23 protein-coding genes and 1 riboswitch are annotated in these 24783 nt (G+C 72.8%); of the genes, 5 read left to right on the top strand and 18 right to left on the bottom strand.

Annotated elements, in window-relative coordinates:
* Positions 1–541: 541 nt before the first annotated feature.
* The gene (locus tag ACZ6S8_RS14205) at positions 542–1714 is read right to left on the bottom strand and encodes an acyl-CoA dehydrogenase (protein ID WP_469455448.1); all 1173 of its coding nucleotides are present in this window, start codon (positions 1712–1714) and stop codon (positions 542–544) included.
* A gap of 147 nt (positions 1715–1861) precedes the next feature.
* Complete coding sequence (locus ACZ6S8_RS14200) at positions 1862–2599, bottom strand: TetR/AcrR family transcriptional regulator (protein WP_469455447.1); 738 nt, start codon at positions 2597–2599, stop codon at positions 1862–1864.
* A 40-nt stretch (positions 2600–2639) separates the two neighbouring features.
* Between ACZ6S8_RS14200 and ACZ6S8_RS14195 the strand changes: the two genes are divergently transcribed.
* On the top strand, positions 2640–3356 hold the full coding sequence (locus ACZ6S8_RS14195) for a DUF6230 family protein (RefSeq protein WP_469455445.1): 717 nt from the start codon (positions 2640–2642) through the stop codon (positions 3354–3356).
* 92 nt (positions 3357–3448) lie between these two features.
* Complete coding sequence (locus ACZ6S8_RS14190) at positions 3449–4438, top strand: DUF6114 domain-containing protein (protein WP_469455473.1); 990 nt, start codon at positions 3449–3451, stop codon at positions 4436–4438.
* Positions 4439–4483: 45 nt separating this feature from the next.
* On the opposite strand, the gene ACZ6S8_RS14185 is transcribed toward ACZ6S8_RS14190, so the two are convergent.
* From ACZ6S8_RS14185 to ACZ6S8_RS14160, 6 genes are all read right to left on the bottom strand, one after another.
* Positions 4484–5260, bottom strand: a complete 777-nt coding sequence (locus tag ACZ6S8_RS14185) for a class I SAM-dependent DNA methyltransferase (RefSeq protein WP_469455443.1) — start codon at positions 5258–5260, stop codon at positions 4484–4486.
* A gap of 37 nt (positions 5261–5297) precedes the next feature.
* The gene (locus ACZ6S8_RS14180) at positions 5298–6314 is read right to left on the bottom strand and encodes a transporter (RefSeq protein ID WP_469455441.1); all 1017 of its coding nucleotides are present in this window, start codon (positions 6312–6314) and stop codon (positions 5298–5300) included.
* Complete coding sequence (locus ACZ6S8_RS14175) at positions 6311–7240, bottom strand: ABC transporter ATP-binding protein (RefSeq protein ID WP_469455439.1); 930 nt, start codon at positions 7238–7240, stop codon at positions 6311–6313. Before ACZ6S8_RS14175 ends, ACZ6S8_RS14180 begins: the two co-directional genes overlap by 4 nt.
* Positions 7233–7658, bottom strand: coding sequence for a GntR family transcriptional regulator (locus ACZ6S8_RS14170; RefSeq protein ID WP_469455437.1), 426 nt, complete (start codon positions 7656–7658; stop codon positions 7233–7235). Before ACZ6S8_RS14170 ends, ACZ6S8_RS14175 begins: the two co-directional genes overlap by 8 nt.
* Before the next feature lie 437 nt (positions 7659–8095).
* Positions 8096–8248 (bottom strand): SCO1431 family membrane protein, encoded by a 153-nt coding sequence (locus tag ACZ6S8_RS14165; protein WP_469455435.1) that lies wholly within the window; start codon positions 8246–8248, stop codon positions 8096–8098.
* A 173-nt stretch (positions 8249–8421) separates the two neighbouring features.
* Positions 8422–9783, bottom strand: coding sequence for a peptidase C39 family protein (locus ACZ6S8_RS14160; RefSeq protein ID WP_469455432.1), 1362 nt, complete (start codon positions 9781–9783; stop codon positions 8422–8424).
* Between the two features lie 124 nt (positions 9784–9907).
* Between ACZ6S8_RS14160 and ACZ6S8_RS14155 the strand changes: the two genes are divergently transcribed.
* Entirely contained in the window at positions 9908–10552 is a 645-nt protein-coding gene (locus ACZ6S8_RS14155; RefSeq protein ID WP_469455431.1) for a uridine kinase family protein, read from the top strand.
* Positions 10553–10932: 380 nt separating this feature from the next.
* A complete protein-coding gene (locus tag ACZ6S8_RS14150; RefSeq protein WP_469455429.1) occupies positions 10933–12864 on the top strand; it encodes an AAA family ATPase in 1932 nt (643 codons plus the stop codon).
* A gap of 135 nt (positions 12865–12999) precedes the next feature.
* Here ACZ6S8_RS14150 and ACZ6S8_RS14145 read toward each other — a convergent pair whose 3' ends face one another.
* The 10 genes from ACZ6S8_RS14145 to ribD form a co-directional block, all read right to left on the bottom strand.
* Positions 13000–14076, bottom strand: coding sequence for a hemolysin family protein (locus ACZ6S8_RS14145; protein WP_469455427.1), 1077 nt, complete (start codon positions 14074–14076; stop codon positions 13000–13002).
* Entirely contained in the window at positions 14073–15545 is a 1473-nt protein-coding gene (locus ACZ6S8_RS14140; RefSeq protein ID WP_469455426.1) for a hemolysin family protein, read from the bottom strand. The genes ACZ6S8_RS14145 and ACZ6S8_RS14140 overlap by 4 nt, the downstream gene beginning before the upstream one ends.
* Positions 15546–15745: 200 nt before the next feature.
* Positions 15746–16210: a PH domain-containing protein gene (locus ACZ6S8_RS14135; protein ID WP_469455424.1), complete on the bottom strand. Its 465-nt coding sequence runs from the start codon at positions 16208–16210 to the stop codon at positions 15746–15748.
* Between the two features lie 50 nt (positions 16211–16260).
* A complete protein-coding gene (gene hisG / locus ACZ6S8_RS14130; protein ID WP_469455422.1) occupies positions 16261–17109 on the bottom strand; it encodes an ATP phosphoribosyltransferase in 849 nt (282 codons plus the stop codon).
* Positions 17110–17184: 75 nt separating this feature from the next.
* Positions 17185–17466: a phosphoribosyl-ATP diphosphatase gene (locus ACZ6S8_RS14125; protein ID WP_351275676.1), complete on the bottom strand. Its 282-nt coding sequence runs from the start codon at positions 17464–17466 to the stop codon at positions 17185–17187.
* Between the two features lie 32 nt (positions 17467–17498).
* Positions 17499–17987 carry a 6,7-dimethyl-8-ribityllumazine synthase gene (gene ribH, locus ACZ6S8_RS14120; protein WP_150520523.1) on the bottom strand — a complete coding sequence of 163 codons (489 nt, stop codon included), beginning with the start codon at positions 17985–17987 and terminating at the stop codon, positions 17499–17501.
* Positions 17988–18064: 77 nt separating this feature from the next.
* Positions 18065–19366 carry a bifunctional 3,4-dihydroxy-2-butanone-4-phosphate synthase/GTP cyclohydrolase II gene (locus ACZ6S8_RS14115; protein ID WP_469455419.1) on the bottom strand — a complete coding sequence of 434 codons (1302 nt, stop codon included), beginning with the start codon at positions 19364–19366 and terminating at the stop codon, positions 18065–18067.
* Positions 19363–20016, bottom strand: coding sequence for a nicotinamide mononucleotide transporter family protein (locus tag ACZ6S8_RS14110; protein WP_383923714.1), 654 nt, complete (start codon positions 20014–20016; stop codon positions 19363–19365). Before ACZ6S8_RS14110 ends, ACZ6S8_RS14115 begins: the two co-directional genes overlap by 4 nt.
* Positions 20013–20636 (bottom strand): riboflavin synthase, encoded by a 624-nt coding sequence (locus tag ACZ6S8_RS14105; protein ID WP_469455417.1) that lies wholly within the window; start codon positions 20634–20636, stop codon positions 20013–20015. The genes ACZ6S8_RS14110 and ACZ6S8_RS14105 overlap by 4 nt, the downstream gene beginning before the upstream one ends.
* Positions 20637–21791, bottom strand: coding sequence for a bifunctional diaminohydroxyphosphoribosylaminopyrimidine deaminase/5-amino-6-(5-phosphoribosylamino)uracil reductase RibD (gene ribD, locus ACZ6S8_RS14100; RefSeq protein WP_469455415.1), 1155 nt, complete (start codon positions 21789–21791; stop codon positions 20637–20639).
* A gap of 168 nt (positions 21792–21959) precedes the next feature.
* Positions 21960–22090, bottom strand: a riboswitch (FMN riboswitch).
* A gap of 279 nt (positions 22091–22369) precedes the next feature.
* On the opposite strand from ribD, the gene ACZ6S8_RS14095 reads away from it, so the two are divergent.
* Positions 22370–24739: a chitinase C-terminal domain-containing protein gene (locus ACZ6S8_RS14095; RefSeq protein WP_469455413.1), complete on the top strand. Its 2370-nt coding sequence runs from the start codon at positions 22370–22372 to the stop codon at positions 24737–24739.
* Positions 24740–24783 lie beyond the last annotated feature (44 nt).

Genomic DNA, 24783 nt, shown 5'->3' with positions numbered 1-24783 from the left:
GCCATCGCGTAGCGACGCGACCGCAGGGAGCGCCCTTGAGGGGACGGCCCGACCCGGAGAGACGATGAGACTGACGGGAAACCCCCACCACCTCGCGCTCCGGCCCGACACGAGTACCGCCCCCGGCACCCCCGGCTACGCCTCGAACGCATCCTCGGGGTGTGGGGGCGGTTACCCGGGCCTCGCGTGCCGCGTTGCCCGGGCATGACCATGGTTGAGACAACCGCGCCACGGACGGGACGACGTCGGCGGGCGACACCGCCCGGCTACGAAGAATCGGTTCAGCAGGGGCAGGGACAGGGACAGGGACAGGGGCAGGGGCAGGGGTTCAGGCCCCGGCACCCCGATCCGCCCATCTACAGCGCCATGATCGCCCGCTGGGCCGCCGACGGCCGGACCGTGCCCGGGCGTCGGGACGCCGAATGGGCACGGGTCGCTTCCTCGCCGATCTGGCCGAGCGGACCCCTCTTCGAAGGCTGATCTTGGGAGGCTGACCCGCGCAACGGTCCAGCCCCGGACCGTCCCGCTCCCCCGATCCGCCCTAGCGGGTTTCCGGGCCCGCCAGGTGGCGGGCGATGACCATGCGCTGGATCTGGTTGGTGCCTTCCACGATCTGGAGCACCTTCGCCTCCCGCATCAGGCGCTCCACCGGGAAGTCCGCCGTGTAGCCGTAGCCGCCGAGGACCTGCACGGCGTCCGTGGTGACGGACATCGCCGAGTCGGTGCAGAACAGCTTGGCCATCGCCGCCTGGCGGGAGAACGGCTTGCCCGCGTCGCGCAGCCGCGCCGCCGCGAGGTACAGCGCCCGGCCCGCCTCGATCTTGGTGGCCATGTCGGCCAGCATGAAGCGCAGCCCCTGGAAGTCCGCGATGGGGTGCCCGAACTGCTTGCGGTCCAGCGCGTACGCCAGGGCCTCGTCCAGCGCCGCCTGCGCGACGCCGATGGCACAGGCCGCGATGCCCAGGCGGCCCGCGTCCAGCGCGGCCAGGGCGATGGTGAAGCCCTGGCCCTCTTCGCCGATGCGGCGCGCGTCCGGCACCCGTACGCCGTCGAAGTGCAGCTGGGCGGTGGGCGAGCCCTTCATGCCCATCTTCTTCTCGGGCACGGCCGCGGTGAGGCCCTCCGCGTCGCCGGGGACCAGGAAGGCCGTGATGCCCTTGGGGCCCGGGGCGCCGGTGCGGGCGAGGACCGTGTAGAAGTCGGCTTCTCCGCCGTGGGTGATCCAGGCCTTGGTGCCGGTGATGATCCAGTCGTCACCGTCGCGCACGGCCTTGGTGGACAGCGAGGCGGCGTCCGAGCCGGCGGCCGGCTCGGAGAGGCAGTAGGCGCCGAGCAGCCCGCCGCCGAGCATCGGGGGCAGGTGGGCGGCCTGCTGTTCCTTGGTGCCGTAGCCGGCGAGGCCGTGGCAGGCCAGCGAGTGCACGCTGACGCCGAGGCCGACGGTCAGGCGGGCCGCGGCCAGCTCCTCCAGGACCTGGAGGTAGACCTCGTACGGCTGCTCGCCGCCGCCGAATTCCCCGGCGTACGGGAGGCCGAGCAGGCCCGCCTCGGAGAGCAGGGTGAAGACCTCGCGCGGGAAGCGCCCGGAGTCCTCCTCCTCGGCGGCCCGGGGGCGGATCTCACGCTGGGCGATCTCGCGTACGAGCGCGAGGAGGTCCCGGGACTCCTCGGTGGGCAGCTGACGGTCCACCGGCTGCGGGGCGCGGTCGGTCATGGCGGCGCTCTCCTCCCTCGTCGGGCACGGCGGCGACGCGTGAGGTGTGTGACGCGACGCCGGGTCTCGGTTCTCTACAGCCGATGCTGCCCCTCCCGGATCGCGGAAGGGGCTGTTCAGAGGCTGCGGCGGGTTGAGTATGCCCGATCAGGGGCTTCCCGTCACCGGTGCAAGATCGACTCGATGGGCGGCCGGGCCGTCGGGAACGGGCGGAGCGGGGCACTCCGGGACGAACTCCTCGATCACCGTGAGGGTGGCCCGCAGCTGTCGGACGAGGAGTGCGCCCAGCTCGGCGCGGCCGGGCTGACCCGCCACCGGGGCGGCGCCACCCGGGCTGCCGGAACCGCCGGGGGCACCCGGCCCGCCGAGGCCGCCGATCCATTCCAGGGTGATCCCCTCGACCCCCGAGAGCCAGCCCACGAGGGCGAGCCGGGCGATCGGCGGGACCGCGCGGTGGCCGTAGGCGCCCTCGGCGATGGTCGCGACCAGCTCCTCGCGGACCGCGTCGCGGATCGCGAGGACCTCGGCGTCGGAGCCGACGCCTCCGGTGACGATCGTGCGGTAGGCGGCGTGGTGGTGCTCGGCGTAGTGCAGGTAGCCGTCGATGGTCCGGCGGACCCGCTCCGCGTCGGGGAGGTCGGTCTCGCCGCCGGCGCGGGCCACGAGCTCGGCGACCGAGTCCTCGACGATGGCGAGGTAGTAGCCGCGCTTGCTCTTGAAGTAGTAGTAGATCAACCCCTTGGCGACCCCGGCCTGTTTGGCGATGTCGTCCATGGAGAGCGCGTCGTACGAGGTGTCCGCGAACAACTTGCGTCCGGTTGCTATGAGTTCGACCCTGCGAACCTGCGAACGTCCGGTCGTTCCGCGCTGTTGACTATTATTCAAATTCAGCCCTAGCCTCGAACTGCCACAGGATGCCCGCAGTATGGCAGACCTGTGTGCCGAGCTCGCTCCGCACTTCCCTGCGCACCTGACGACGTACGGGAGGAACATCATGGGTACCGGCAAGAGCACGCAGCGCCCGCAGCGCATGCAGCGCATGCAGTGGCCCACCGAGGGCCGGGTCCGCTGGAAGAAGACGGCCGCCGTCGCGATGCCCGCGCTCGTCGCGGTCGGGGCGCTGGCCATGGTCATGGCGCAGGGCGCGCTCGCCGCCTCCTTCGCCGTATCGGGGACCAGTTTCCAGGTCTCCTCTTCGAAATTGAGCAGCAAGGGCCTGGCCTCCTACGTGCAGACGGACCGCTCCGTCGACGGCAAGGGCCATCCGGTGGCGCTGCTGGGCATCGGCGAGGCCACCCTCAGCGACATCTGCCAGTCCGCCGAGGTGGACACTCCGCTCGGGACGGTGGTCTTCAAACTGACGGCCGGCGGCCCGGCCGGGGAGGTCACGGCCGGCAACCTGGTGATCGACGGGGAGGACCTCGTCGGCGACGCCACCTTCGGTACGGCCGAGATCGGCCGGGACGCCTCGACGCTGGACCGGGTGGGCGGGGTCCGGGGCGAGCCCGGCGCGTTCGGCCTCCAGGCCGGGAACGTCGAGGTGCTGGGCGTGCGGTCGCACGCCTGGTCCGCGACCGGCGGCAACTTCAAGCTCAAGGGCATGCGGCTGAACGTCAGCCTGGACGGCACGAAGTGCTTCTAGGCGTACGCGGGTCACGCGGCTCCCGCCCCGCGCGTGACCGGCGCGATCCGGGGGACGAGGGCACCCCTCGCGGAAGGTGGCCGTCGCGGCGGCTGCCGTACCCGCAGCAGCGGGAGCGGCTGCGGGTCTGGCGCCGGACCCGGCCGTTCTGGGGCGGTCTGCTGGTGCTGCTGGGCGGGATCGAGCTGGTGCTGGTCCCGCTCTCCCCGCTGACGGTGCTGGTGAGCCTCGGTCTCGGCGGGATCGCGGCCATCGGGATCGGCGTCGCGCTGGTCCTGGCCGGGCTGTTCCTGTGGTTCCTCCCCCAGGCCCGGGCCTACGTCTCCCTGCACGCCCTGCTGCTCTCGGTGCTGTCGTTCGTCGCCACCAACCTGGGCGGTTTCCTCGTCGGCATGCTGCTCGGGATCGCGGGGAGCGCGATGGCCTTCGGCTGGACCCCGCTGCCCGCACCGGGGGACGCCGGAGGGAATGGCGGGGAACAAGAGGCGGCCAGGGAACAGGAGGCAGGTGGAGATCGAGGGACCGACGGGGAACGGGAGGCGGGCTGTCGTAAGCACGCCCCGCGTCCGGACGGCAGCGGTCCGCGGACGCTCGCCGCCGCGCTGCCCGTGGTGCTGCTCGGCGCCCTGGTGGCGGGCGCCCCGCAGGCGAGGGCCGCACCGGCCGCCGGGCCGCCGACGGCCGCGCGGACCCCGCCGACGGTGACCACCTCGCTCTTCGCCCCCGAGGGGTTCGCGCTGGCGGGGGTCACCCAGGTGCCCACGGTGGACGGGCCGCTGAAGGTGCTGGTGCTGAAGATGCGGGCGGCCTCGCTGCGCGACTACCGGCTGCGCACGCGGGACGGGCGCCAGGAGTACGGGCTCTCGGCCGCCTCCCTCGAACTGCGGGGTGACGTCACCCTCTACCTCACCCGGTTCAGCGGCTGCATCGAGGGCCTGCTGTGCGTGACCTTCAGCCCCGAGGGGCTGCCCGCTCCCCCGGTCATCCCCCCGTTCGTCTTCATGACCCGGGTCAGCGCCGAGCAGGCGCTGGTGACCTCCGACGTGATCGTCACCGACGGGCTGCGGCTGGAGGCCTCGTGATCCCGGCGCGGGCGGGACCCGGCGGGGCTGCCCGGCCCGGCCGGGTCAGCCGGTGGTGACGCGGATCTTCGACTGGCCGTGTCCGAGCCGCTCCCAGTCGTCCATGAAGCGGGCGGTGAGCCCGTGCCGGGCGGCGAGGTCGATCAGGGTCCCGGTGCGGTAGTAGAAGTCCTCGCGCAGGACCTGGTGTTCGGCGCCCTCGGTGCGGTCGAAGGTGAAGTCGAACCACCCGCCCGGCGCCAGGACGCGCTCCACGTGCGCCAGGCACTCGTCGATGATCTCGATCGGCGAGTGGGAGAAGACGCTGTGCGCGTGGACCACGTCGAAGTGGCGGTCGGGGAGGAAGTCCAGGGTGAGGTCCTGGGTGATGGTCAGGTGCGGCAGCTTGTCCTGCAGGCCGCGCGTCGTGAGGGTCTGCTTCGCCGCGATGAGGATGTCGGGCGAGATGTCGATGCCGTAGTAGTGGCCGGCGTCGAGGTGTTCGATGAAGCGCCAGCCGGCGCGCAGGTTGCCGCAGCCTATGTCGAGCATGCGGTGGCCGGGCGTGAGGCCGTGCTCCGCCAGGTAGTCGAACTGCATCTTGCCCAGCGCCAGCCAGCGGTCGTGGGTCTGGCTGCCGACGGCCGCCTCGGGGTTGCGGCCGGTGTCGGAGGCCATCACCGCGCGGTAGTAGCCGACGTGGTCGGGGTGCTTGTGGCGCAGCCAGGTGTCGCGCGCGGCGCGCTTCACGTACGGGGCGATGCGGGTCGGGTTGCTCAGCGCGTAGCGGACCTTGTGGGCGACGCTGGCGCGGTCGGCCTGGAGGTTCTTCTTGGTTGCCATGAGGGGTCCCCCCGGGTGGGTCGTGTGCGGTGGTCGGTCAGACGCCGGCGGTCGCCGTGGTGGCGGCCGGGGTGCTGCGGTCGGTGGAGCGGGCGGTGGCGGAGTTCCCCGCGGGGCGGCGCAGGACGAACAGGATCAGCGCGATCAGGGCCGCGGCCGCGCCGAGGTACAGCACGGTCTCGATCCACTGGAAGACCCAGAAGTCGCTGCTGGGATAGACCTTGTGGTAGCGGGCGACGAAGCCGTGCTCGGCCATGCACCGCTTGAGCGGTTCGCCGGAGGTCTGGCAGTACTCGTCGATGGAGTGCTCGCGGCCGTCGGGGGTGAGGTACCCGTACCCCTTGGACCAGGCGCTGCCGATCAGTTCCTTGGGGGTCGTGCCGGGGGTGACCCGCGTCTCGGGCTCGACCCAGCTGCGCCGGAAGTACGTGGTGAAGACGAACACGGTGCCGAGCGCGACGGCCGTCACCGCCATGGCGGGCAGGACCCGGCGTACGAGCAGGCCCGCCGCGGTGCCGGTGGTCAGGCCGAGCAGGGCGCAGGCCACGGAGGCGGGGCCGGTGGCGTTGTAGACGGCGACGTCGTGCCAGTAGAGGCCGTAGAGGGTGTTGGAGACGGGCGCCCACCACCAGGCGACGAGGGCCGCGATGACGGCGGCGGCGGTCACGGTGCACAGGGCGGCGAGGCCGAAGCGGGCGGCGAACCAGCTGCGGGGGCCGATGCCCTGGGTGAGGACGAGCTTGACGGTGCCGCTCTCGATCTCCCGGCCGAGGAGGGGCGCACCCCAGAACACGCCGATGAGGGCGGGGAGCGCGAAGCCGAGGAGGCCCAGGGCCCTGATGGACCCGGTGCTGCCGTCGAGGATGAGGTAGGTGCCGAGGTTCCCGCAGTCGCCGTTCCAGCCCTTGCAGGGGACGAAGCCGTAGGCGTCGATCAGCGTCATCATCTCGGAGCGCATGTGGACGACCCAGGCGGTGAGGGCCAGGAGCAGCACGGCGCCGGTGATGATCTGGAGTCGCTGCTGGCGCCAGGCCAGCCAGAGGGCGCCGGTCATGCGGCTGCCTCCGTACGGTCGGGGCGCGGGGCGCGCAGGTGGGCGAGGAGGACGGCTTCCAGCGAGGGGGTCTCGCCGATCCAGCGGGGGTCGCCGGCGGGGGCGCCGGAGGTGGACGGCGTGCCGGGCGGGGTGCGGACGAGGGCGGTGACCTGGCGTCCGGCGGTGGTGGTGTGGACGACGGTCGAGCGGTCGAACGTGTGGGGCAGGCCGTCGGTCTCGATCGGGTCGGCCCGGCCGGTGAGCAGGGTGTGCGCGTCGCGGATCTCGTCGGTATCGCCGGCGAGCCGGACGGATCCGTCCTTGAGGAGCAGGACGTGGTCGCACACGTCCTCCAGTTCGGCCAGGACGTGGGAGGACATGACGATGCCGACGCCGTGTTCGGCCGCCTGGTACATGAGGAGGCCGGTGATCTCGTGGCGGGCGACCGGGTCGAGGTCGGCCAGGGGCTCGTCCAGCAGGAGGAGTTCGGCGCGCTTGCCGAGGGCGACGGCGAGGGCGACGCGGGTGCGGTTGCCTCCCGAGAGGCCTCCGACGCGCGCGGTGAGCGGGATGCCGCCCGCCCTGACGAGGCTCTCGGCCAGGTCCTGGTCCCAGCGGCGGTTGAGCTTGCGGCCCAGGCGCAGGGTGTCGGCGACGGTGAACCGGGGGTGCAGCGGCTTCTCCTGGGCGAGGAAGGCGGTGGTCTCGCGGGCCTCGCGGGTGCCGGGGGTGCGGCCGTGGACGCGTACGAGTCCGGCGGTGGGGCGCAGGAGTCCGGCGGCCAGCTGGAGCAGGGTGCTCTTGCCGGCGCCGTTGGGGCCGACGAGCGCGGTGACGCGGCCGGCGGGGAGGTCGACGTCGCAGTCGCGCAGGGCCCAGCGCCCCCGGAACTCCCTTCCGAGTCGCGTTGCCTGGAGCGCCGTGGCGACGGTCGGGTCACTCACGCGGGTTCCTCTCTGCTGGGGCGTCCGGATGTGATCCGGACGCGGTGAAGCCGGCGTCCACGACGGCGGCGATGAGCGCGGAGACGTCCTCGCGCTCCAGTCCCGCCGCGCGGGCCCGGGCCACCCAGGCCGCCAGGTCGAGACCCAGGGGCGAGTCGGCCGCGGCCTCGGGCCGGGAGAGGGAGCGGCGTACGAAGGTGCCCGCGCCGGGACGCGGTTCGACGAGCCCTTCGCGTTCCAGCTCCCGGTAGGCCTTCAGCACGGTGTTCGGGTTGATCGCGGTGGCCGCGACGACTTCCCGGGCCGTGGGCAGCTGGTCGCCTGGTTCCAGGACGCCGAGCCGCAGCGCCTGTTTGACCTGGTTGACGAGCTGCAGATAGGTGGCGACGCCGCTGCGCCGGTCGACGCGGAACTCCATGCCCTCCACCTCATTCCACTAACTGGTTAGTGGAATAGTGCAGACTTGATCTCCAGCCGTCAAACGGGGCCCCCGGCTCCGGGGCATGCCGAAGGGCCGGCCGCGCGAGCGCGGTCGGTCGGCCGGGGCGGAGAGGGCGGGGGTGCGTACGGGCGGACGGGCCCGGGGAGTTGCGGACGTACGGGGTTCAGGCGCGGCGCGGCGGACGGGGTCCGGCGGCGGGCCCGGAACGGCGCGCCCGGACGGCGGCGCGGCGCGGGCCCCGGGGGCAGCCCCCGGGCAGGTCCGGGCCGGTCACGTGCGGCGCGGGCCGGTCACGTGCGATGCATGCCGGGGCGACGGCCGCGGAGGCGGCACCGGCCGCGCCGGAAGCGGTGGGGCCGGGGCGGCTGCGACGGAGGGACGGCTTCGGCGGCGCGGAAACGCTTCGGAAGCGGTTACAGCCAGCCGATCTGGGTGACGAACATGGCGATGACCACCACGAGGGTCCAGCCGAGCATGTGCTCCAGCCAGGCGGAGTCCTCCTTGGGACCCCCGGTGCCGACGAGGTCCCGGGCGTGGGCGGCGGGGGCCGCGGTGTTCGCGTTCATGCCGTCCAATGTGCCAGCGTTCGGGGCGTTCGCGGGAGAGACGATCGTCACGGGTGGCGCGCGTCACGCCGCCGGACCCCGGCCTGCGCGGCCGGGGTCCGGCGGGGGGCCCGTTGGTCCCGTGACTGTCCCGTGACGTTCCGCTCGTACGGGCCGTCAGGTCAGCGGGAGCCTTAGAGGACTCCGACGGCCCGCAGCGCCGCGACCTGCGCCGCGCTCGGCGCGGCCGGGGCGTACAGGTAGCAGACGCCTCCGGTCCCCGAGACGACCTTGCCGGCGGCGTTGTGCCGCTTGGTGCGGAGCCAGATGTTCTCCCACTCCCGACGCCTGTAGACCCGGCGGACCGAGGGGTTGTCGGGCGAGTTCGGGTCGTTGGCGACCACGTCGCCCGCCGCGGTGAAGCCGACGACCGTCATGAGGTGGCCGGCCGTGCCGTAGCCCGCGCCGGTGAGTTCGCCGGGCAGGAACGACTGGGAGGTGATGGCCGGGATGCCCGCCCGGACCAGGGTCTCCAGTTCCGCGAGCGAACCGAGCCGGGTGACGACGCCCGCCAGGCCCCGGTAGGTGGCGGCGTAGGCGGCGTTGAAGGGCCAGTTGCCGCAGCCCTTGTAGGCCGCGTCGTACGTGGAGCGGGCGGCGTGGCAGACCTGCGGGTCGGAGTACCCGGGGTCGACCCAGTTCAGCGCGGAGGCGCTGGCCCGGCCGCCCCAGTACTCGATGATCATCTGCGAGGAGGTGGGACTGCACCAGGCCTCGCCGCCGTTGTCGTACTGGGGGTACCGCCCGGTGTGGGTCTCCTGCGAGTAGCGCGGGACCTTCAGTTCGTGGGCCCGGCCGGAGGGGGCCGCCGCGGGGACGGTGAAGCGGTCCGGGACGTCGGAGACCATGGCGCCGGCCAGCCAGACCATGGGTCCCCGGTCGGCGCCGGGCGTGCGGTACAGGGTCAGGCGCAGCCGCCAGTCGCTGATGCGCAGCCCGCTCGCGGGGGCGTCGACGGCGAGGGTGTCGGTCCAGACGGTGGACCTGCCGTCGGTCTGGCCGTCGACCGAGGTGCGGCGGATGTCGCGTTCGCCGGAGGCCCAGCGGCCCATGACGTACCAGGGGGTGGCGGTGCCGTCGGTGTAGGTGCCGCGCAGCTCGATCCGGATCCAGGTGCCGGCGGGGGTGCGGGCGTTCCAGGACGCGATGGCCTCGGTGGCGGGGACCGTCGAGCGGTGCACCGGGGAGGTCCAGGTCGCGTACTCCCAGGTGCTCTTCCTCCCGGTGTGCGGGTCGGCGTATTCGGTCCGGCCGGCCGGCGCCTCGATCTCCAGGCCCGGGCGGGCGCCGCCGACGGCGGCGGTCCCCTGGTGGATGCCGGCCCGCCAGTGCTCGTACGAGTGCCAGAACCGGTTGTCGACCGTGCGGCCCGTTCCGCGGGGGGCCCGCGCGGCGGCCGCCGAGGCGCTGCCTCCGGAGACGGTGGCGGCGGTGGCCGCGGTGGCGACCGCCAGTGCGGCGACGAGTACGGCCCTGCGCGGTGTGGGTGCGGTCATCGCGGGGTTCCCCCAGGGGTGGTCGGGCTTCGGTGGCTCCACCCTTCCAGTTCCCGGTGGCCCCGCGCCGAAGCCGCGTCCCCGTGTCGGGAGGGACGACCGGTCCGGCCGTAGGCTGGACTCCGTGGAGCCCTCCCCGTCGTGTCCGTCCCTCGAACCGCTCGCGCGGGAGCTCGCCGCGCTGCCGCCGTCCCTCGGTCCGGTGCGGCTCGTCGGGATCGACGGGCACGCCGGCTCCGGCAAGAGCACCTTCGCCGGGCGGCTGGCCGCCGCGCTGGGGGGTGCGCCCGTGCTGCACCTGGACGATGTGGCCACCCACGAGGAGCTGTTCGGCTGGGAGGACCGGCTGCGGGCGCAGGTGCTGGAACCGCTCGCCGCCGGACGGCCCGCGCGCTGGGCCCCGTACGACTGGACGGCGCGGGCCTTCGGTCCGCTCCGGGTGCTGGAGCCGGCGCCGGTGCTGCTCGTCGAGGGGGTCGGGGCCGGGCGGCGGGCGCTGCGCCCGTGTCTGGCGCGGCTGCTGTGGATGGAGACGCCCCGTGCGCAGGCCTGGGGGCGCGGGCGGAACCGGGACGGTGGCGAACTGTCCGACTTCTGGGACGGATGGGAGCGCGCGGAGCTCGCGCACTTCTCGGACGATCCTTCGCGCCCCTTCGCCGGGACCCTGGTACGCCAGTGCGGTACGGGATATGAGTGGTCTTCCGGGGCCCCTGCGATCGCACGAACGCCCCCTTCCCTCACCGAGGGTGACGGGCTCCCCCGGGCCTGAGCCGCCCGGGAACCGCGCCGCGCGGCGGCCGTCACGGACCGGCTTGACCCGGATACCGCACCGGCCTTACGTTCTCCGTGCGGGGCCCTCGCGGGCCTCCGCGGACACGGAGCCCCCGATCGTTCCCCCGTGATCGGGGGCTTCGCCGCGCCCGCGTCCGTGCCGGGCGCCGCTGTCGCGCCGGGCGGCCGCCCCGCACTTCCTCACCCTGAGTCACCGCGTACGCCCGGGGCGTACGCGGGAACCGGGTTCGCCGCACCCTACGTATGGTGCGCGAGCGCAGGTACGATGCAGCCCTGATTTCATCGGCGCAACAGGCAACTCACGTGCAGTACGCGAGGGTTGCCGCGCACCACGGGGGCAGGCTTGTGGGGGACCTGATGGATTTCGGCACGCCGGGCACGCACGCCCCGGCCGAACTCGCCTGGCTGCGCGGGGTCGACGCCTGCACCATGGGCGCGTACCCGCAGGCCGAGGAGGAGTTCCGGGCGGCCGTACGCCTCGATCCCGCGATGGCCGACGCCTGGCTGGGCCTGCACGCGCTGCGGGTGGACACCACCAACGCGTTATTGCGCATGTACGCGCACCGGGACCGGTTCGGGGAACAGCGCGCCCGGCACCGCCGGACGCTGAACTCCTGGTACTGGCTGGGCTGGTGGGTTCAGCCCGTATTGGAGAGCCGGCGGGACCTGCTGCTGGCCCACGCCTCGCACTGGCTGGACGGCCGGCACGTACCCGAGCTCGACCAGGCGCTCGCCGCCTTGCCGCCCGTGGACACCGACGCGCAGGTGCGCTTCCTGCACGCCTGCCGGGCCTACCTGGTCAAGGACTGGGAGCAGCTGGTGCGGCACACGGAACCGCTGGTGGACGATCCGCTGCTGGGCATCGAGGCGGGCCTGTTCGGCGGGATGGCCCGGGTCCGCCTGGAGATGTACGGGCAGGCCGAGCCGATGCTGTCGGCGGCGCTGATGCGGTGCCGCAGCGAGCAGCCCCAGCGCAAGGAGCTGCGGTACTGGCTGGCGCGGGCGCACGAGGGCACCGGGCGCAGCGCGGCGGCGCTGCCGCTGTACCGGGCGGTGCACCGGGTCGACCCCTCGTTCATGGACACGGCGGCCCGGCTGACGGCGATCGAGGACGGCGACGACTCCGACGGCATGGCCGGCCTGGCGGGACTCGCGGGCCACTCGGGTTACGGGGGCTACGCGGGACACGGCCCCTCCCCCGCCGGCGGGGACTACGCGGCGGTGGCCCTCGGCGGCGGCGGTCCCGTCCAGGACGTCGCCCCGGGCGACCAGGCCGAGCCCGGACCGCTCGTACCGCCGGGACCGCTGGTGCCCCCCGGGCCGCCCCCGGGGCGGGCGGAGGGCGCGCGGCGCAAGGGGCCGGTGCCGCCGCAGGGTGTGCCCGAAGGGCTGCCGGCGGGGCCCTCCGACCCGGCGGCGCTGGCCGAGGCGCTGGCGGAGCTGGAGCGGATGGTGGGCCTGGAGCCGGTGAAGCGGCAGGTGAAGGCGCTCTCCGCGCAGCTGCACATGGCGCGTCTGCGGGCCGGCCAGGGGCTGCCGGTGCAGCCGCCCAAGCGGCACTTCGTCTTCTCGGGTCCGTCCGGCACGGGCAAGACGACGGTGGCGCGGATCCTCGGCCGGGTGTTCTACGCGCTCGGGCTGCTCGGCGGGGACCACCTGGTGGAGGCCCAGCGGGCCGATCTGGTGGGCGAGTTCCTGGGGCAGACCGCGGTGAAGGCGAACGAGCTGATCGATTCCGCGATCGGCGGGGTGCTGTTCGTCGACGAGGCGTACAGCCTCTCCAACTCGGGCTACAGCAAGGGCGACGCGTACGGGGACGAGGCCCTCCAGGTGCTGCTGAAGCGGGCCGAGGACAACCGCGACCACCTGGTGGTGATCCTCGCGGGCTATCCGGCCGGAATGGACCGGCTGCTGTCGGCCAATCCGGGGCTGTCCTCGCGGTTCACGACCCGGGTCGACTTCCCGAGCTACCGGCCGCCGGAACTGACCGCGATCGGCGGGGTGCTGGCGGACGCGAACGGGGACCGCTGGGACGACGAGGCCCTGGAGGAGCTGCGCAGCATCAGCGGACACGTGGTCGAACAGGGGTGGATCGACGAACTCGGGAACGGCCGCTTCCTGCGCACCCTGTACGAGAAGAGCTGCGCCTACCGGGACCTGCGGCTGGCGGGCTTCGCGGGCGACCCTTCGCGCGACGACCTGTCGACGCTGCGGCTCCCGGACCTGATGCAGGCGTACGGGGAGGTCCTCTCCGGCCGCGGCCCCCAGGACCGCCCGGACCCGCTGTAGCCCTCGCGGCGCGAGGCGCTCTCCGTACGGGCCGCGGCCCCGCACGGAGCGCGGCCCGGGTCCGGCCCCCGCGCAGGGGGCCGGACCCGGGCCGGTGTCAGCTCGCCGGGCCGGTGTCAGCTCGCCGGGCCGGTGTCAGCTCGCCAGGGCCTCCTCGCGGCGGGCGCCGCGGCGGGCGGGCGGGGCCGGGCGGTGCGCGGGGTCGCGCACCTCTCCGACCAGCATCTCCAGTACGTCCTCCATGGCGACCAGCCCCAGCACGCGGCCGCCCGGGTCGGCGACCTGGGCCAGGTGGGTGGCGTCCCGCCGCATGACGCTGAGGACGTCGTCCAGCGGGAGGGTGGAGCACACGGTGGTCATCCTGCGCCACACCCGCTGCGGGACGGCCCGTTCCCGGTCCTCCAGGTCCAGCACGTCCTTGACGTGCAGGTAGCCCATGAAGGCGCCGCTGTCGGAGCGGACGGGGAAGCGGGAGTACCCGGTGCGCACCGTCAGCTGCTCGATCTGGCGCGGGGTCACCGTCGGGGCGACGGTGACGATCCGCTCCCGCGCGAGGAGGACGTCGGCGACGGGGCGGCTGCCCAGTTCCAGCGCGTCCTCCAGGCGCTCCTGCTCGCCGGGGTCGAGGAGCCCGGCCTGCCGGGAGTCCTCGACGAGCCGGCCGAGCTGGGCCCGGGTGTAGACGGCCTCGACCTCGTCCTTGGGCTCGACCTTGAAGAGCCGCAGGACGAGCGTGGAGCAGGCGCCGAGCGCGGTGGTGACCGGACCGCACAGGCGGGCGAAGGCCACCAGGCCCGGGCTGAACCACAGGGCGGTCCGCTCCGGCGCGGCCATGGCGAGGTTCTTGGGGACCATCTCGCCGATGACCAGGTGCAGGAACACCACGGCCGCGAGCGCCAGCACGTAGCCGAGGGGGTGGATCAGCCCCTCGGGCACGTGGACGGCGTGGAAGACCGGCTCCAGCAGCCTGGCCACGGTCGGCTCCGCGACCGCGCCGAGGGTGAGCGAGCACATGGTGATGCCGAACTGCGCGGCGGCCATCATGCGCGGCAGGTTCTCCAGGCCGTACAGCACCTGGCGGGCCCGCGTGGAGCCGGCCGCGAGCGGTTCGATCTGGCTGCGCCGTACGGAGACGAGCGCGAACTCGGCGCCGACGAAGAAGCCGTTCGCGAGCACCAGCAGCAGCGCGAAGAGCAGTTGGAGGGCGTTCACCGGGCGGCGCCTTCCAGCTCGGCGGTCTGCTGCGGGGCCGGGGCGTCGCACCGGCCGGGACCGGCGCCGGACGCGGCGCCCGCCGACCGGGCGGCGGCGCGCCGGGTCCCGCCCGGCGGGGCCCCGGACGGGGCGCCCGGCGGGCCGGACGCGGGGACGGCGGTGAGCCGGACCAGCCGGACCCGCTCGGCGCGGTTGCGGCGGACCCGGCGGACGGACAGCCGCCAGCCCGGGAGCTCCGCGCGGTCCCCGGGGGCGGGGATCCGGCCGAGCAGGTCGGCGACGAGGCCGGCGACGGTCTCGTACGGGCCCTCGGGCACCTCCAGGCCTATCCGGCGCAGGGCCTGCACCCGGCAGCTGCCGTCGGCCTCCCACGCGGGACGGCCGTCCTCGGCGGGTACGGCGGTCAGCTCGGGGCTGTCGTCCTCCGCGAGGTCGTGCTCGTCGCGGACCTCGCCGACGAGTTCCTCCACGATGTCCTCCAGGGTGACCACACCGGCCGTGCCGCCGTACTCGTCGACGACCACGGCCATGGGCTGCTCGTTGCGCAGCCGCTCCAGCAAGGGCTGCACCGGCAGGGAGCCGGGCACCAGCAGCGGGGCGACGCAGATCCGGCTCACGGAGGTGCGTCCGCGCTCGGCCTCGGGCACGGCGAGGGCGTCCTTGAGGTGGACCACGCCGGTGATCTCGTCGATGCGGTCCCGGTAGACCGGGAAGCGGGACAGACCGGTGGCGCGGGTCAGGTTGAGTACGTCGGCGGCGGTCGCCGTGTGCTGGAGGGCGCTGACCTTCACCCGGGGGGTCATGACGTGCTGGGCCGTGAGCCCGCCCAGGGAGAGGGTCCGTACGAAGAGGTCGGCGGTGTCCTGTTCCAGGGCGCCGGCCTGGGCCGAATGGCGGACCAGGGAGACCAGTTCGCCGGGGGTGCGGGCCGAGGCCATCTCGTCGGTCGGCTCCACGCCGAGCGCGCGCACCAGGTGGTTCGCGACGGCGTTGAGGCCCGCGATGACGGGCCGGAAGACGCGGGAGAAGGCGTGCTGCGGGCCGGCGACGAAGCGGGCCACCTGGAGCGGCCGGGAGACCGCCCAGTTCTTCGGTACGAGCTCGCCGACGACCATCTGGACGGCGGAGGCGAGCAGCATGCCGATGACGACGGCGACGCCGGAGACGGCTCCCGCGGGCAGGCCGGTCGCGGCGAGCGGCCCGGCCAGCAGTGCGGCGAGGGCGGGCTCGGCGAGCATGCCGACCACGAGGGAGGTGATGGTGATGCCGAGCTGGGTCCCGGAGAGCTGGAAGGACAGCTCCCGCAGGGCTGTGACGACCGTGCGGGCACGGCGGTCACCTTCGGCTGCGGCGCGTTCGGCCTCGGGCTTCTCGACGGTGACGAGGCCGAACTCGGCCGCCACGAAGAAACCGTTCGCGAGGATCAGAACGAAAGCCGCCACGAGCAGGAGTAGCGGGATGGTCATGCCGCCGCCTCCGGGGGGAGGGCGGCGCGTGTACTACCGGACGATCCGTCCATTGCTGGAGGGAGTCACTCCTCAAGTCGCAGGTGCCCGCGGGCCACGGGGTCCGGGGCCGGTGGGAGGGCGCACGGCTGCGCCCCGCCAACCAGGGTAGTCATTGAGATCGCGGCCGCAACGGTACGCGGCCACGAGCTTGGGCGGGCTCAGCGGTCGGCCGCGCCGGTTCCGCGGGTCTCCACGAGGGCGCGCAGGGCGCGTGCGTCGCCGATCGCCTGCGCCTTGGCGACCCCGGGCTGGATGCCGAGGACCGGGAGGCTGGTGCCGTCGCTGAGGTCCAGGAACACCCACGGGTCGCCGGGGCGGAGGTTGACGCGCAGGATCTGCGCCCAGTCGAGGCGGCGGGTGGTGGTGAGGTTGACCACGGTGACCCCGGACTCGTCCGCGACGACCTTGGGCCGGCTGAGCAGGACCAGGACGGAGGTCAGCAGGACCGCGGTGAAGACGAAGCTGAGCCGCTCCCCCGGGCCGAGGTTCTCCAGGAGCAGGGCGATCGCCGTGATGGTGGCGAACATGACGAGCCCGACGCCCAGCAGGACGGCCCGGGTGCGGGTCGGCCGGAAGGTCACCGGCAGGGCGGGCGTGACGGGCTGGGCGGCGGACTCGGCCATGGTGGCGGTGCTCGGTTCTGGGAGGAGGATCGCGGCGGGGACGGAGGGCGTCAGAGCCGGCAGGCGTGGATCGAGGTGGTGAGGATCGCGCGCGCGCCGAGCTCGTACAGGTCGTCCATGATCCGCTGGGCTTCCTTGGCGGGGACCATCGCGCGGACGGCGACCCAGCCCTCGTTGTGCAGCGGAGAGATCGTGGGCGACTCCAGACCCGGGGTGAGGGCGACGGCGCGCTCCAGGTGCTCGGCGCGGCAGTCGTAGTCCATCATCACGTAGCTGCGGGCCACCAGGACGCCCTGCAGGCGGCGCAGGAACTGCGAGACCTTCGGGTCGTCGGTGGCGGCGCCGGTGCGCCGGATGACGGTGGCCTCGGACTTCAGGATCGGCTCGCCGATGACCTCCAGGCCCGCGTTGCGCAGGCTGGTGCCGGTCTCGACGACGTCCGCGATGATCTCGGCGACGCCCAGTTCGATGGCGGTCTCGACCGCGCCGTCCAGGTGGACGACGGAGGCCTCGACGCCGAGTTCGGCGAGGTGCTTGCCGACGATTCCCTCGTACGAGGTCGCGATCGTCATGCCGCCGAAGTCCTCGGGGCCCTTCGCGGTGCCGGGCTTGGTGGCGTAGCGGAAGGTGGAGCGGCCGAAGTTCAGCGGCAGGATCTCCTCGGCGTTGGCGCCGGAGTCGAGCAGCAGGTCGCGTCCGGTGATGCCGATGTCGAGCTTGCCCGAGGCGACGTAGATCGCGATGTCCTTCGGGCGGAGGTAGAAGAACTCGACCTCGTTGTCCGGGTCGACCGTGACGAGTTCCTTGGACTCCTTGCGCTGGCGGTAGCCGGCCTCATGGAGCATCGCCGACGCCGGTCCGGAGAGGGAACCCTTGTTGGGGACGGCGATGCGCAGCATGGGTCTTCCTTTGGTGCGTAGGTGCGTGAGGGTGTGCGGCGGCGCGGTGCGTGGGCCCGCGCCGCGTGCTCCGGCCTAGAGGTGCGCGTAGACGTCGTCGAGGGAGATCCCGCGCGCCACCATCATCACCTGGACGTGGTAGAGCAGCTGGGAGATCTCCTCGGCGGCGGCTTCCTTGCTCTCGTACTCGGCGGCCATCCAGACCTCGGCGGCCTCTTCGACGACCTTCTTGCCGATGGCATGGACGCCCTGGCCGACGAGCTCGGCGGTGCGGGACGTGCCGGGGTCGCCGGTGGCTGCCTTGAGCTGGAGCTCGGTGAAGAGCTCTTCGAAGCTCTTGGGGGATGTGTTCGCCATGATGGTCCTCAGAATAAGGGGTCCCGCGCTGCCTACTGGCGCCAGGGTTCGCTGACGGTGCGCAGGGTCATGGCGGTGGAGACGGCGGCGGTGACCGCTTCGTGCCCCTTGTCCTCGTTCGACCCCTCGAGTCCGGCACGGTCCAGTGCCTGCTCGTCGTTGTCGCAGGTCAGCACGCCGAAGCCGACGGGGACTCCGGTGTCGATCGACACCTGTACCAGGCCCTGGGTGACGCCCTGGCAGACGTAGTCGAAGTGCGGGGTGCCGCCGCGGATGACCACGCCGAGGGCGACGATGGCATCGTATCCGCGACCGGCCAGTACCTTCGCCACGACCGGGAGCTCGAAGCTGCCGGGGACGCGCAGGAGCGTGGGCTCGTCGATGCCCAGCTCGTGCAGGGCGCGCAGGGCGCCGTCGACCAGTCCGTCCATGACCTTCTCGTGCCACTGGGCCGCGATCACGGCGACTCGGAGGTCTCCGCAGTTCTTCACGCTCAGTTCGGGTGCGCCCTTGCCGCTCACAGCTCTGCTCCTCGGTGGTTCGTGGGGTGGGGTGGGGTGGTGCCGGCGTACGGGTGTACGGGGTGTGGGGTGCGGGGCTACTGGCTGCCGCAGGCGGACGTGGCCGTGGCCTGCTCCAGCCAGGGCAGGTCGTGGCCCATCCGGTCGCGCTTGGTGCGCAGGTAGCGCAGGTTGTGCTCGCCGGCCTCGGTCGGCATCGGCTCGCGGGCCGAGACCGCGATGCCGTGGCGCACGAGGGCGGCGGACTTCTCGGGGTTGTTGGTCAGCAGGCGGACGCTGTGCACCCCGAGGTCGGTGAGGATCTGCGCGCCGGCCGCGTAGTCGCGGGCGTCGGCGGGCAGGCCCAGCTCCAGGTTGGCGTCGAGGGTGTCGCGGCCGCGTTCCTGGAGCTCGTACGCGCGGAGCTTGGACAGCAGTCCGATGCCGCGGCCCTCGTGGCCGCGGAGGTAGACGACCACGCCGCGGCCCTCGTTCCTGATGCGCTCCATCGAGGCGTGCAGCTGGGGGCCGCAGTCGCAGCGCTGGGACTGGAAGATATCGCCGGTGAGGCATTCGGAGTGCATCCGGACCACGACGTCCCGGCCGTCGCCGATGTCGCCGTGCACGAGGGCGATGTGCTCGACGCCGTCGACGGTGGAGCGGTATCCGTACGCCGTGAACTCGCCGAAGGCGGTCGGCAGGCTGACCTCGGCCTCGCGGCGCACGGTCGGCTCGGCGGAGCGGCGGTAGGCGATCAGGTCCTCGATGGAGATGATCGTCAGGCCGTGCTTGCGGGCGAACGGGATCAGCTCGGGCAGGCGCAGCATGACGCCGTCCTCGCCGGCGATCTCCACGATGGCGCCGGCGGGGCGCAGGCCCGCGAGGCGGGCGAGGTCGACGGCGGCCTCGGTGTGGCCGTTGCGGACCAGGACGCCGCCGGGCTTGGCGCGCAGCGGGAACACGTGCCCGGGGCGGACGAAGTCGGCGGGGCCGCTGACGCCGTCGGCGAGGAGGCGCAGCGTGGTGGCGCGGTCGGCGGCGGAGATGCCGGTGGTGACGCCGTGGGCGCCGCTCGCGTCGACGGAGACGGTGAAGGCGGTCTGCATCGACTCGGTGTTGTGCAGGACCATCTGCGGCAGTTCGAGCCGGTCCAGTTCGGGGCCCTCCATCGGGGCGCAGATCAGGCCGCGGCACTCGCTCATCATGAAGGCGATGATCTCGGGGGTCGCCTTCTCGGCGGCGATGACGAGGTCGCCCTCGTTCTCCCGGTCCTCGTCGTCGACGACGACGATCGGCCGGCCGGCCGCGATGTCGCGGATGGCCTGCTCGACGGGGTCCAGGCGGAAGGACTCTTCCGGGACGTCGGGCACGGGCTTGAGCGGGGTCTTGACGGCGTTCATGCCGTTGCTCCTTCCAGGGCCGGGGCGGGGGTGGTGCGCGAGCGCTGGTACCAGTCGTAGGCGCCCCACAGCACGAGGGCGAAGTAGACGACGTAGACGAGGCCGGAGAAGGCCAGGCCGTTGTTGAAGGCGAGGGGGACGCCGACGAGGTCGACGAGGAGCCAGGCGAACCAGAACTCGACCAGGCCGCGGGCCTGGGCGACCATCGCGACGATGGTGCCGACGAAGATGTAGGCGTCGGCCCAGGGGCTCCAGGACAGGTGCGGGAAGAGCGTGAACAGGCCGCCGACGGCGAGGGTGCCGAGGACCGCGCCGGCGAGGAGCAGTCCGCGCTCCTTCCAGGTGGCGGTGCGTACGGCGATGGAGCCGTCCTGGGCCTGCTGCCTGCCGCGCTGCCAGGCGCGCCAGCCCCAGACGGCCACGCCGATGACGAGGAGCTGCTTGCCGACGCCGCCGGCGAGGTGGGCGGAGGCGTAGGCCGCGATGAGGATGAGGCCGGAGAGGAGCTGGGCGGGCCAGGTCCATATGGAGCGCCGCCAGCCGAGGGCGAGGGCGGCCAGGCCCATCAGGTTGCCGATCATGTCGGACCAGATGACCTTCTGGCCGAAGACCTCGAAGGCCTCGGCGTTGAGCCAGGTCAGGGCGCTCACTGGTCGGTCCCCCGGGCGGTCAGCGGGTCGACGCCGGCGGCCAGCAGGCGTTCGACGTACTTGGCGAGGACGTCGACCTCCAGGTTGACCGGGTCGCCGGGCTTCTTGATGCCGAGGGTGGTCAGCGCGAGGGTGGTGGGGATGAGGCTGATCGTGAACCAGTCGGCGGCGGCCTCGACCACGGTGAGGCTGACGCCGTCGACCGTGATGGAGCCCTTCTCCACGACGTAGCGCGCGAGGTGCGCGGGCAGGGCGACCTTGACGATCTCCCAGTGCTCGGAGGGGGTGCGGGAGAGGATCTCCCCGGTGCCGTCCACGTGCCCCTGGACCAGGTGGCCGCCGAGCCGTCCGCCGAGGGTCATCGGGCGCTCCAGGTTGACCCGGGAGCCGGGGGCGAGGGCGCCGAGGCCGGAGCGGTTGAGGGTCTCCTGCATGACGTCGGCGGTGAACTCCCCGTCGGCGCTCTCCACGACCGTCAGGCAGACGCCGTTGACGGCGATGGAGTCGCCGTGCTTGGCGTCCTCGGTGACGACGGGGCCGCGCAGGCGGAAGCGGGAGGCCTCCGTGAGCTGCTCGACGGCGGTGACCTCGCCCAGTTCTTCGACGATTCCGGTGAACACTCAGTGCTCCTTGGGGGCTGTGGGGACGGACGCGGCCGCGGGGACGGCGGTGATGCGGAGGTCGGTGCCGATGCGCGCGGTGTCGGTGATGCGCAGGCGCAGCGCTTCGGTGAGGGTGCCGATGCCGGCGTCGGCGAGGGCGGCGGGGCCCGCGCCGAGGAGGACGGGGGCGAGGTAGCCGACGACCTGGTCGACGGCGCCCGCGGCGACGAAGGCGCCGGCCAGGGTCGGGCCGCCTTCGAGGAGGACGGAGCGGACGCCGCGCCGGTGCAGCTCGCCGAGGAGGGCGCCGACGGCGAGGCCGCCCTTGCCGCTCCGGTCGCCCTCGCCGCCCCCGTCGTACGGGAGCCGCGCCACCTCGACGCCGTCGAGGTGGCGCGTGTCGGCGTCCTCGGAGACGGCGATCAGGGTCGGGGCGGCCCCGTCCAGGACGCGGGCGCCGGGCCGGACGGTGGCGTGGGTGTCGAGGACGACGCGCAGGGGCTGGACGGCGCCCTCGACGCCGCGGACGGCGAGGTGCGGGTCGTCGGCGCGCAGGGTGCCGGAGCCGACGACGACGGCGTCGGCCTCGGCGCGCAGCCGGTGGACGTCGGCGCGGGACTCGGCCGAGCTGATCCAGCGGCTGGTGCCGTCGGCGGCGGCGATGCGGCCGTCGAGCGTGGCGGCGTACTTCCACAGGACGTACGGGCGGCCCAGGCGTACGGAGGTCAGCCAGGCGGCGTTGCCCGCCTCGGCCTCGTCGCGCAGCAGACCGCCCTCGGTGGCGACGCCTGCGTCGCGCAGGGTGGCTGCACCGCCGCTGGCCTGCGGGTTCGGGTCCGGGACGGCGTAGACGACGCGGGCGATGCCGGCGTCGGCGAGGGCGCGGGCGCAGGGGCCGGTGCGGCCGGTGTGGTTGCAGGGTTCGAGGGTGACGTAGGCGGTGGCGCCGCGGGCGGCGTCGCCGGCCGCGCGCAGCGCGTGGACCTCGGCGTGCGGGCCGCCGGCCCGCTGGTGCCAGCCCTCGCCGACGATCGTGCCCGCGGCGTCGGTGATGACGCAGCCGACGACGGGGTTGGGGCTGGTGGAGCCGAGTCCGCGGGCGGCGAGCTCGACGGCTCGGCGCATGGCGCGGCTGTCCGCATCGGGTGCTGCGTGCGCGGCGTGTGTCGCCACCGGGTCCTCCTGCCACGTCGGGCACGGACTCCGGGGCCTGTCGGGATACGACAGATGAAGCGGTACAGCACACGCGGGGACGCCGAGGCCGGAAATACGGTCCGCTCGGACGCATCCGCAGGGATGCGCCGACGAACCGCCGACGGCGGCGTACCGGTGACTGGCCCGCCGCGCACTGCCTCCCATCCGGACTTTAACCGTCGGTCCAGGAATCTCACCTGGTCAACCGGCCGCTGGCTGCGGACGGGTCGCGGACTATAACCGCCGGTTCGGAATTACACCGACCCCGGAGTGCGCTGCTACTGGTACTGAAGCCAGTCTGCCACGGGTGATCCTCGGCCATGCGGGTGACGGGGTGTGGCCTGGATCACACGGGGAGTGGCGGGGATGGGTGCACTCCCCACGGACCCGTAGTTGGTCCAGACCTATTGACGGGGTGGTCTAGTCCTCTTAACGTTCCCTTCATCTTCCCCGGGAACAGCCCGTCAGATGTGCGCACGTCACGGGCCAACACGCTTCGATCCTGTCCCAGTTGATTCATGCCGTGTCCTGCCATCCTCCCCTCCCCAGGAGGCACCATGCTGTCCCCCACACGTACGAGAGCGATGCTCCTGGCATCCGGCGCCGCAATCGCCGGGCTGTTGGTAGCCGGGCTCTCGACGGGCGTGTCGCACGCCGCAGACAACGAGAGCTGTCGCCCCGACGGGCTGTACAAGACGGCCGGCGTCGACGTCCCGTACTGCTCGGTCTACGACGCCGAGGGCCGCGAGAAGATGGGCGCCGACCACCAGCGCCGCGTCATCGGATACTTCACCGGCTGGCGCACCGGCAAGGACGGCACCCCCGCCTACCTCGCCAACAACATCCCCTGGTCGAAGATCACCCACATCAACTACGCCTTCGCGCACGTCGGTTCCGACAACAAGATCTCCGTCGGCGCGGACAACGCGAACAACGCGGCCACCGGGATGACCTGGCCGGGCGTGGCGGGTGCCGAGATGGACCCGGCGCTCCCCTACAAGGGCCACTTCAACCAGCTGACGAAGTTCAAGAAGCAGCACCCGAACGTCAAGACGCTGATCTCGGTCGGCGGCTGGGCGGAGACCGGCGGCTACTTCGGCGACGACGGCAACCGCGTCGCCTCCGGCGGCTTCTACTCGATGGCCACCAACGCCGACGGCTCGGTCAACCAGGCCGGCATCAACACCTTCGCGGACTCCTCGGTCGAGTTCATCCGCAAGTACGGGTTCAACGGCGTCGACATCGACTACGAGTACCCGACCACGATGAAGGACGCGGGCAACCCGCTCGACTGGCAGCTGGCCAACGCCCGCCGCGCCGGCCTCGTCAAGGGTTACGACATCCTGATGAAGAGCCTGCGCGAGAAGCTGGACCGGGCCGGCGCCGCCGACGGCAAGCACTACCTGCTCACCGTCGCCGCCCCCTCCTCCGGGTACCTGCTGCGCGGCATGGAGACGTTCCAGATGCAGAAGTACCTGGACTACGTCAACATCATGTCCTACGACCTGCACGGCGCCTGGAACGAGTACGTCGGCCCCAACGCCTCGCTCTTCGACGACGGCAAGGACGCCGAGCTGGCCGCCGCGAACGTCTACGGCAGCTCCCAGTACGGCGGAGTCGGCTACCTCAACACCGACTGGGCCTACCACTACTTCCGCGGCTCCATGCCGGCCGGCCGCATCAACATCGGCCTGCCGTACTACACCCGCGGCCACAAGAACGTGCAGGGCGGCACCGACGGCCTCTGGGGCAAGGCGGCCGCGACCACCTGCCCGGCCGGAGCCGGCCTGACCAAGTGCGGTGACGGCGCCGTCGGCATCGACAACCTGTGGCACGACAAGGACACCAACGGCGTCGAGTCGCCGGCCGGTTCCAACCCGATGTGGCACGCGAAGAACCTCGAGAAGGGGGTCGTCGGCGACTACGTCACCAAGTACGGCTTCCCGGCGAACACCTCCCTGACCGGCACCTACGCCCGCAAGTACGACTCGACGCTGGTCGCGCCGTGGCTGTGGAACGCGCAGAAGAAGGTCTTCCTCTCCACCGAGGACGAGCAGTCCGTGGCGGCCAAGGCCGACTACGTGGTGAACCGCGGCATCGGCGGCACCATGGTCTGGGAGATGGCCGGCGACTACGGCTGGAACGCCGCCAAGGGTCAGTACGAGATGGGCGACACGCTCACCACGCTGATGTACGACAAGTTCAAGGCCGCCGCCCCGTACGGCGCGAAGAAGTCCACCAAGGCCCTGCCGACGCAGGCCGTGGACATCAAGACGGAGTTCACCGAGTTCAAGCTGGGCGACTCCAACTACCCGATCACCCCGAAGATCAAGATCACCAACAACACCCAGTCGACCCTCCCGGGCGGCACCGAGTTCCAGTTCGACTACGCGACCTCGGCGCCGGGCAACGCCTCGGACCAGTCCGGCTTCGGCACCAAGGTGATCAGCAGCGACCACACCGGAAGCAACGTGGGCGGCCTGAAGGGCGACTTCCACCGGGTCTCCCTGAAGCTCCCGGCCTGGCAGACGCTGGCCCCGGGCGCCTCGGTCGACCTGGCGTTCAACTACTACCTGCCGGTCACCACGCCGTCCAACTGGACCGTGAACATCTCCGGCACGACCTACGCGCTCGCCGGTGACCTGGCGCGCGGCACCACGGTGGTGCAGCCGGGCGGCACCACGCCTCCCACGACGCCGCCGACCACGCCGCCCACCACCCCGCCGACGACTCCCCCGACCACGCCGCCGACGACGCCTCCGGGCGGTACGTGCACCAGCCCGGCGTACGTGGCGGGTCAGGTCTACAACAGCGGCAGTCTCGTCTCCCACCAGGGCCGCACCTGGAAGGCCCAGTGGTGGACGCAGAACGAGGCCCCCGGCACCACCGGTGAGTGGGGCGTCTGGAAGGACCAGGGCGCCTGCTGACCACCCCCGGGTGACGGCAACGACCGAACGTGAGGACCCGGTGG

It is taken from the genome of Streptomyces sp. NPDC048461 (assembly GCF_055587105.1).
The sequence above is the reverse complement of the archived record's forward strand: the minus strand, read 5'-3'. Positions and strand labels throughout refer to the sequence as shown.

Excerpts from the sequence above, each read along its gene's own strand:
- ACZ6S8_RS14205 (WP_469455448.1), bottom strand. The coding sequence starts at position 1,714 with ATGACCGACCGCGCCCCGCAGCCGGTGGACCGTCAGCTGCCCACCGAG.
- ACZ6S8_RS14195 (WP_469455445.1), top strand. The coding sequence starts at position 2,640 with ATGGCAGACCTGTGTGCCGAGCTCGCTCCGCACTTCCCTGCGCACCTG.
- ACZ6S8_RS14185 (WP_469455443.1), bottom strand. The coding sequence starts at position 5,260 with ATGGCAACCAAGAAGAACCTCCAGGCCGACCGCGCCAGCGTCGCCCAC.
- ACZ6S8_RS14180 (WP_469455441.1), bottom strand. The coding sequence starts at position 6,314 with ATGACCGGCGCCCTCTGGCTGGCCTGGCGCCAGCAGCGACTCCAGATC.
- ACZ6S8_RS14170 (WP_469455437.1), bottom strand. The coding sequence starts at position 7,658 with ATGGAGTTCCGCGTCGACCGGCGCAGCGGCGTCGCCACCTATCTGCAG.
- ACZ6S8_RS14165 (WP_469455435.1), bottom strand. The coding sequence starts at position 8,248 with ATGAACGCGAACACCGCGGCCCCCGCCGCCCACGCCCGGGACCTCGTC.
- ACZ6S8_RS14160 (WP_469455432.1), bottom strand. The coding sequence starts at position 9,783 with ATGACCGCACCCACACCGCGCAGGGCCGTACTCGTCGCCGCACTGGCG.
- ACZ6S8_RS14150 (WP_469455429.1), top strand. The coding sequence starts at position 10,933 with ATGGATTTCGGCACGCCGGGCACGCACGCCCCGGCCGAACTCGCCTGG.
- ACZ6S8_RS14140 (WP_469455426.1), bottom strand. The coding sequence starts at position 15,545 with ATGACCATCCCGCTACTCCTGCTCGTGGCGGCTTTCGTTCTGATCCTC.
- ACZ6S8_RS14135 (WP_469455424.1), bottom strand. The coding sequence starts at position 16,210 with ATGGCCGAGTCCGCCGCCCAGCCCGTCACGCCCGCCCTGCCGGTGACC.
- hisG (WP_469455422.1), bottom strand. The coding sequence starts at position 17,109 with ATGCTGCGCATCGCCGTCCCCAACAAGGGTTCCCTCTCCGGACCGGCG.
- ACZ6S8_RS14125 (WP_351275676.1), bottom strand. The coding sequence starts at position 17,466 with ATGGCGAACACATCCCCCAAGAGCTTCGAAGAGCTCTTCACCGAGCTC.
- ACZ6S8_RS14115 (WP_469455419.1), bottom strand. The coding sequence starts at position 19,366 with ATGAACGCCGTCAAGACCCCGCTCAAGCCCGTGCCCGACGTCCCGGAA.
- ACZ6S8_RS14095 (WP_469455413.1), top strand. The coding sequence starts at position 22,370 with ATGCTGTCCCCCACACGTACGAGAGCGATGCTCCTGGCATCCGGCGCC.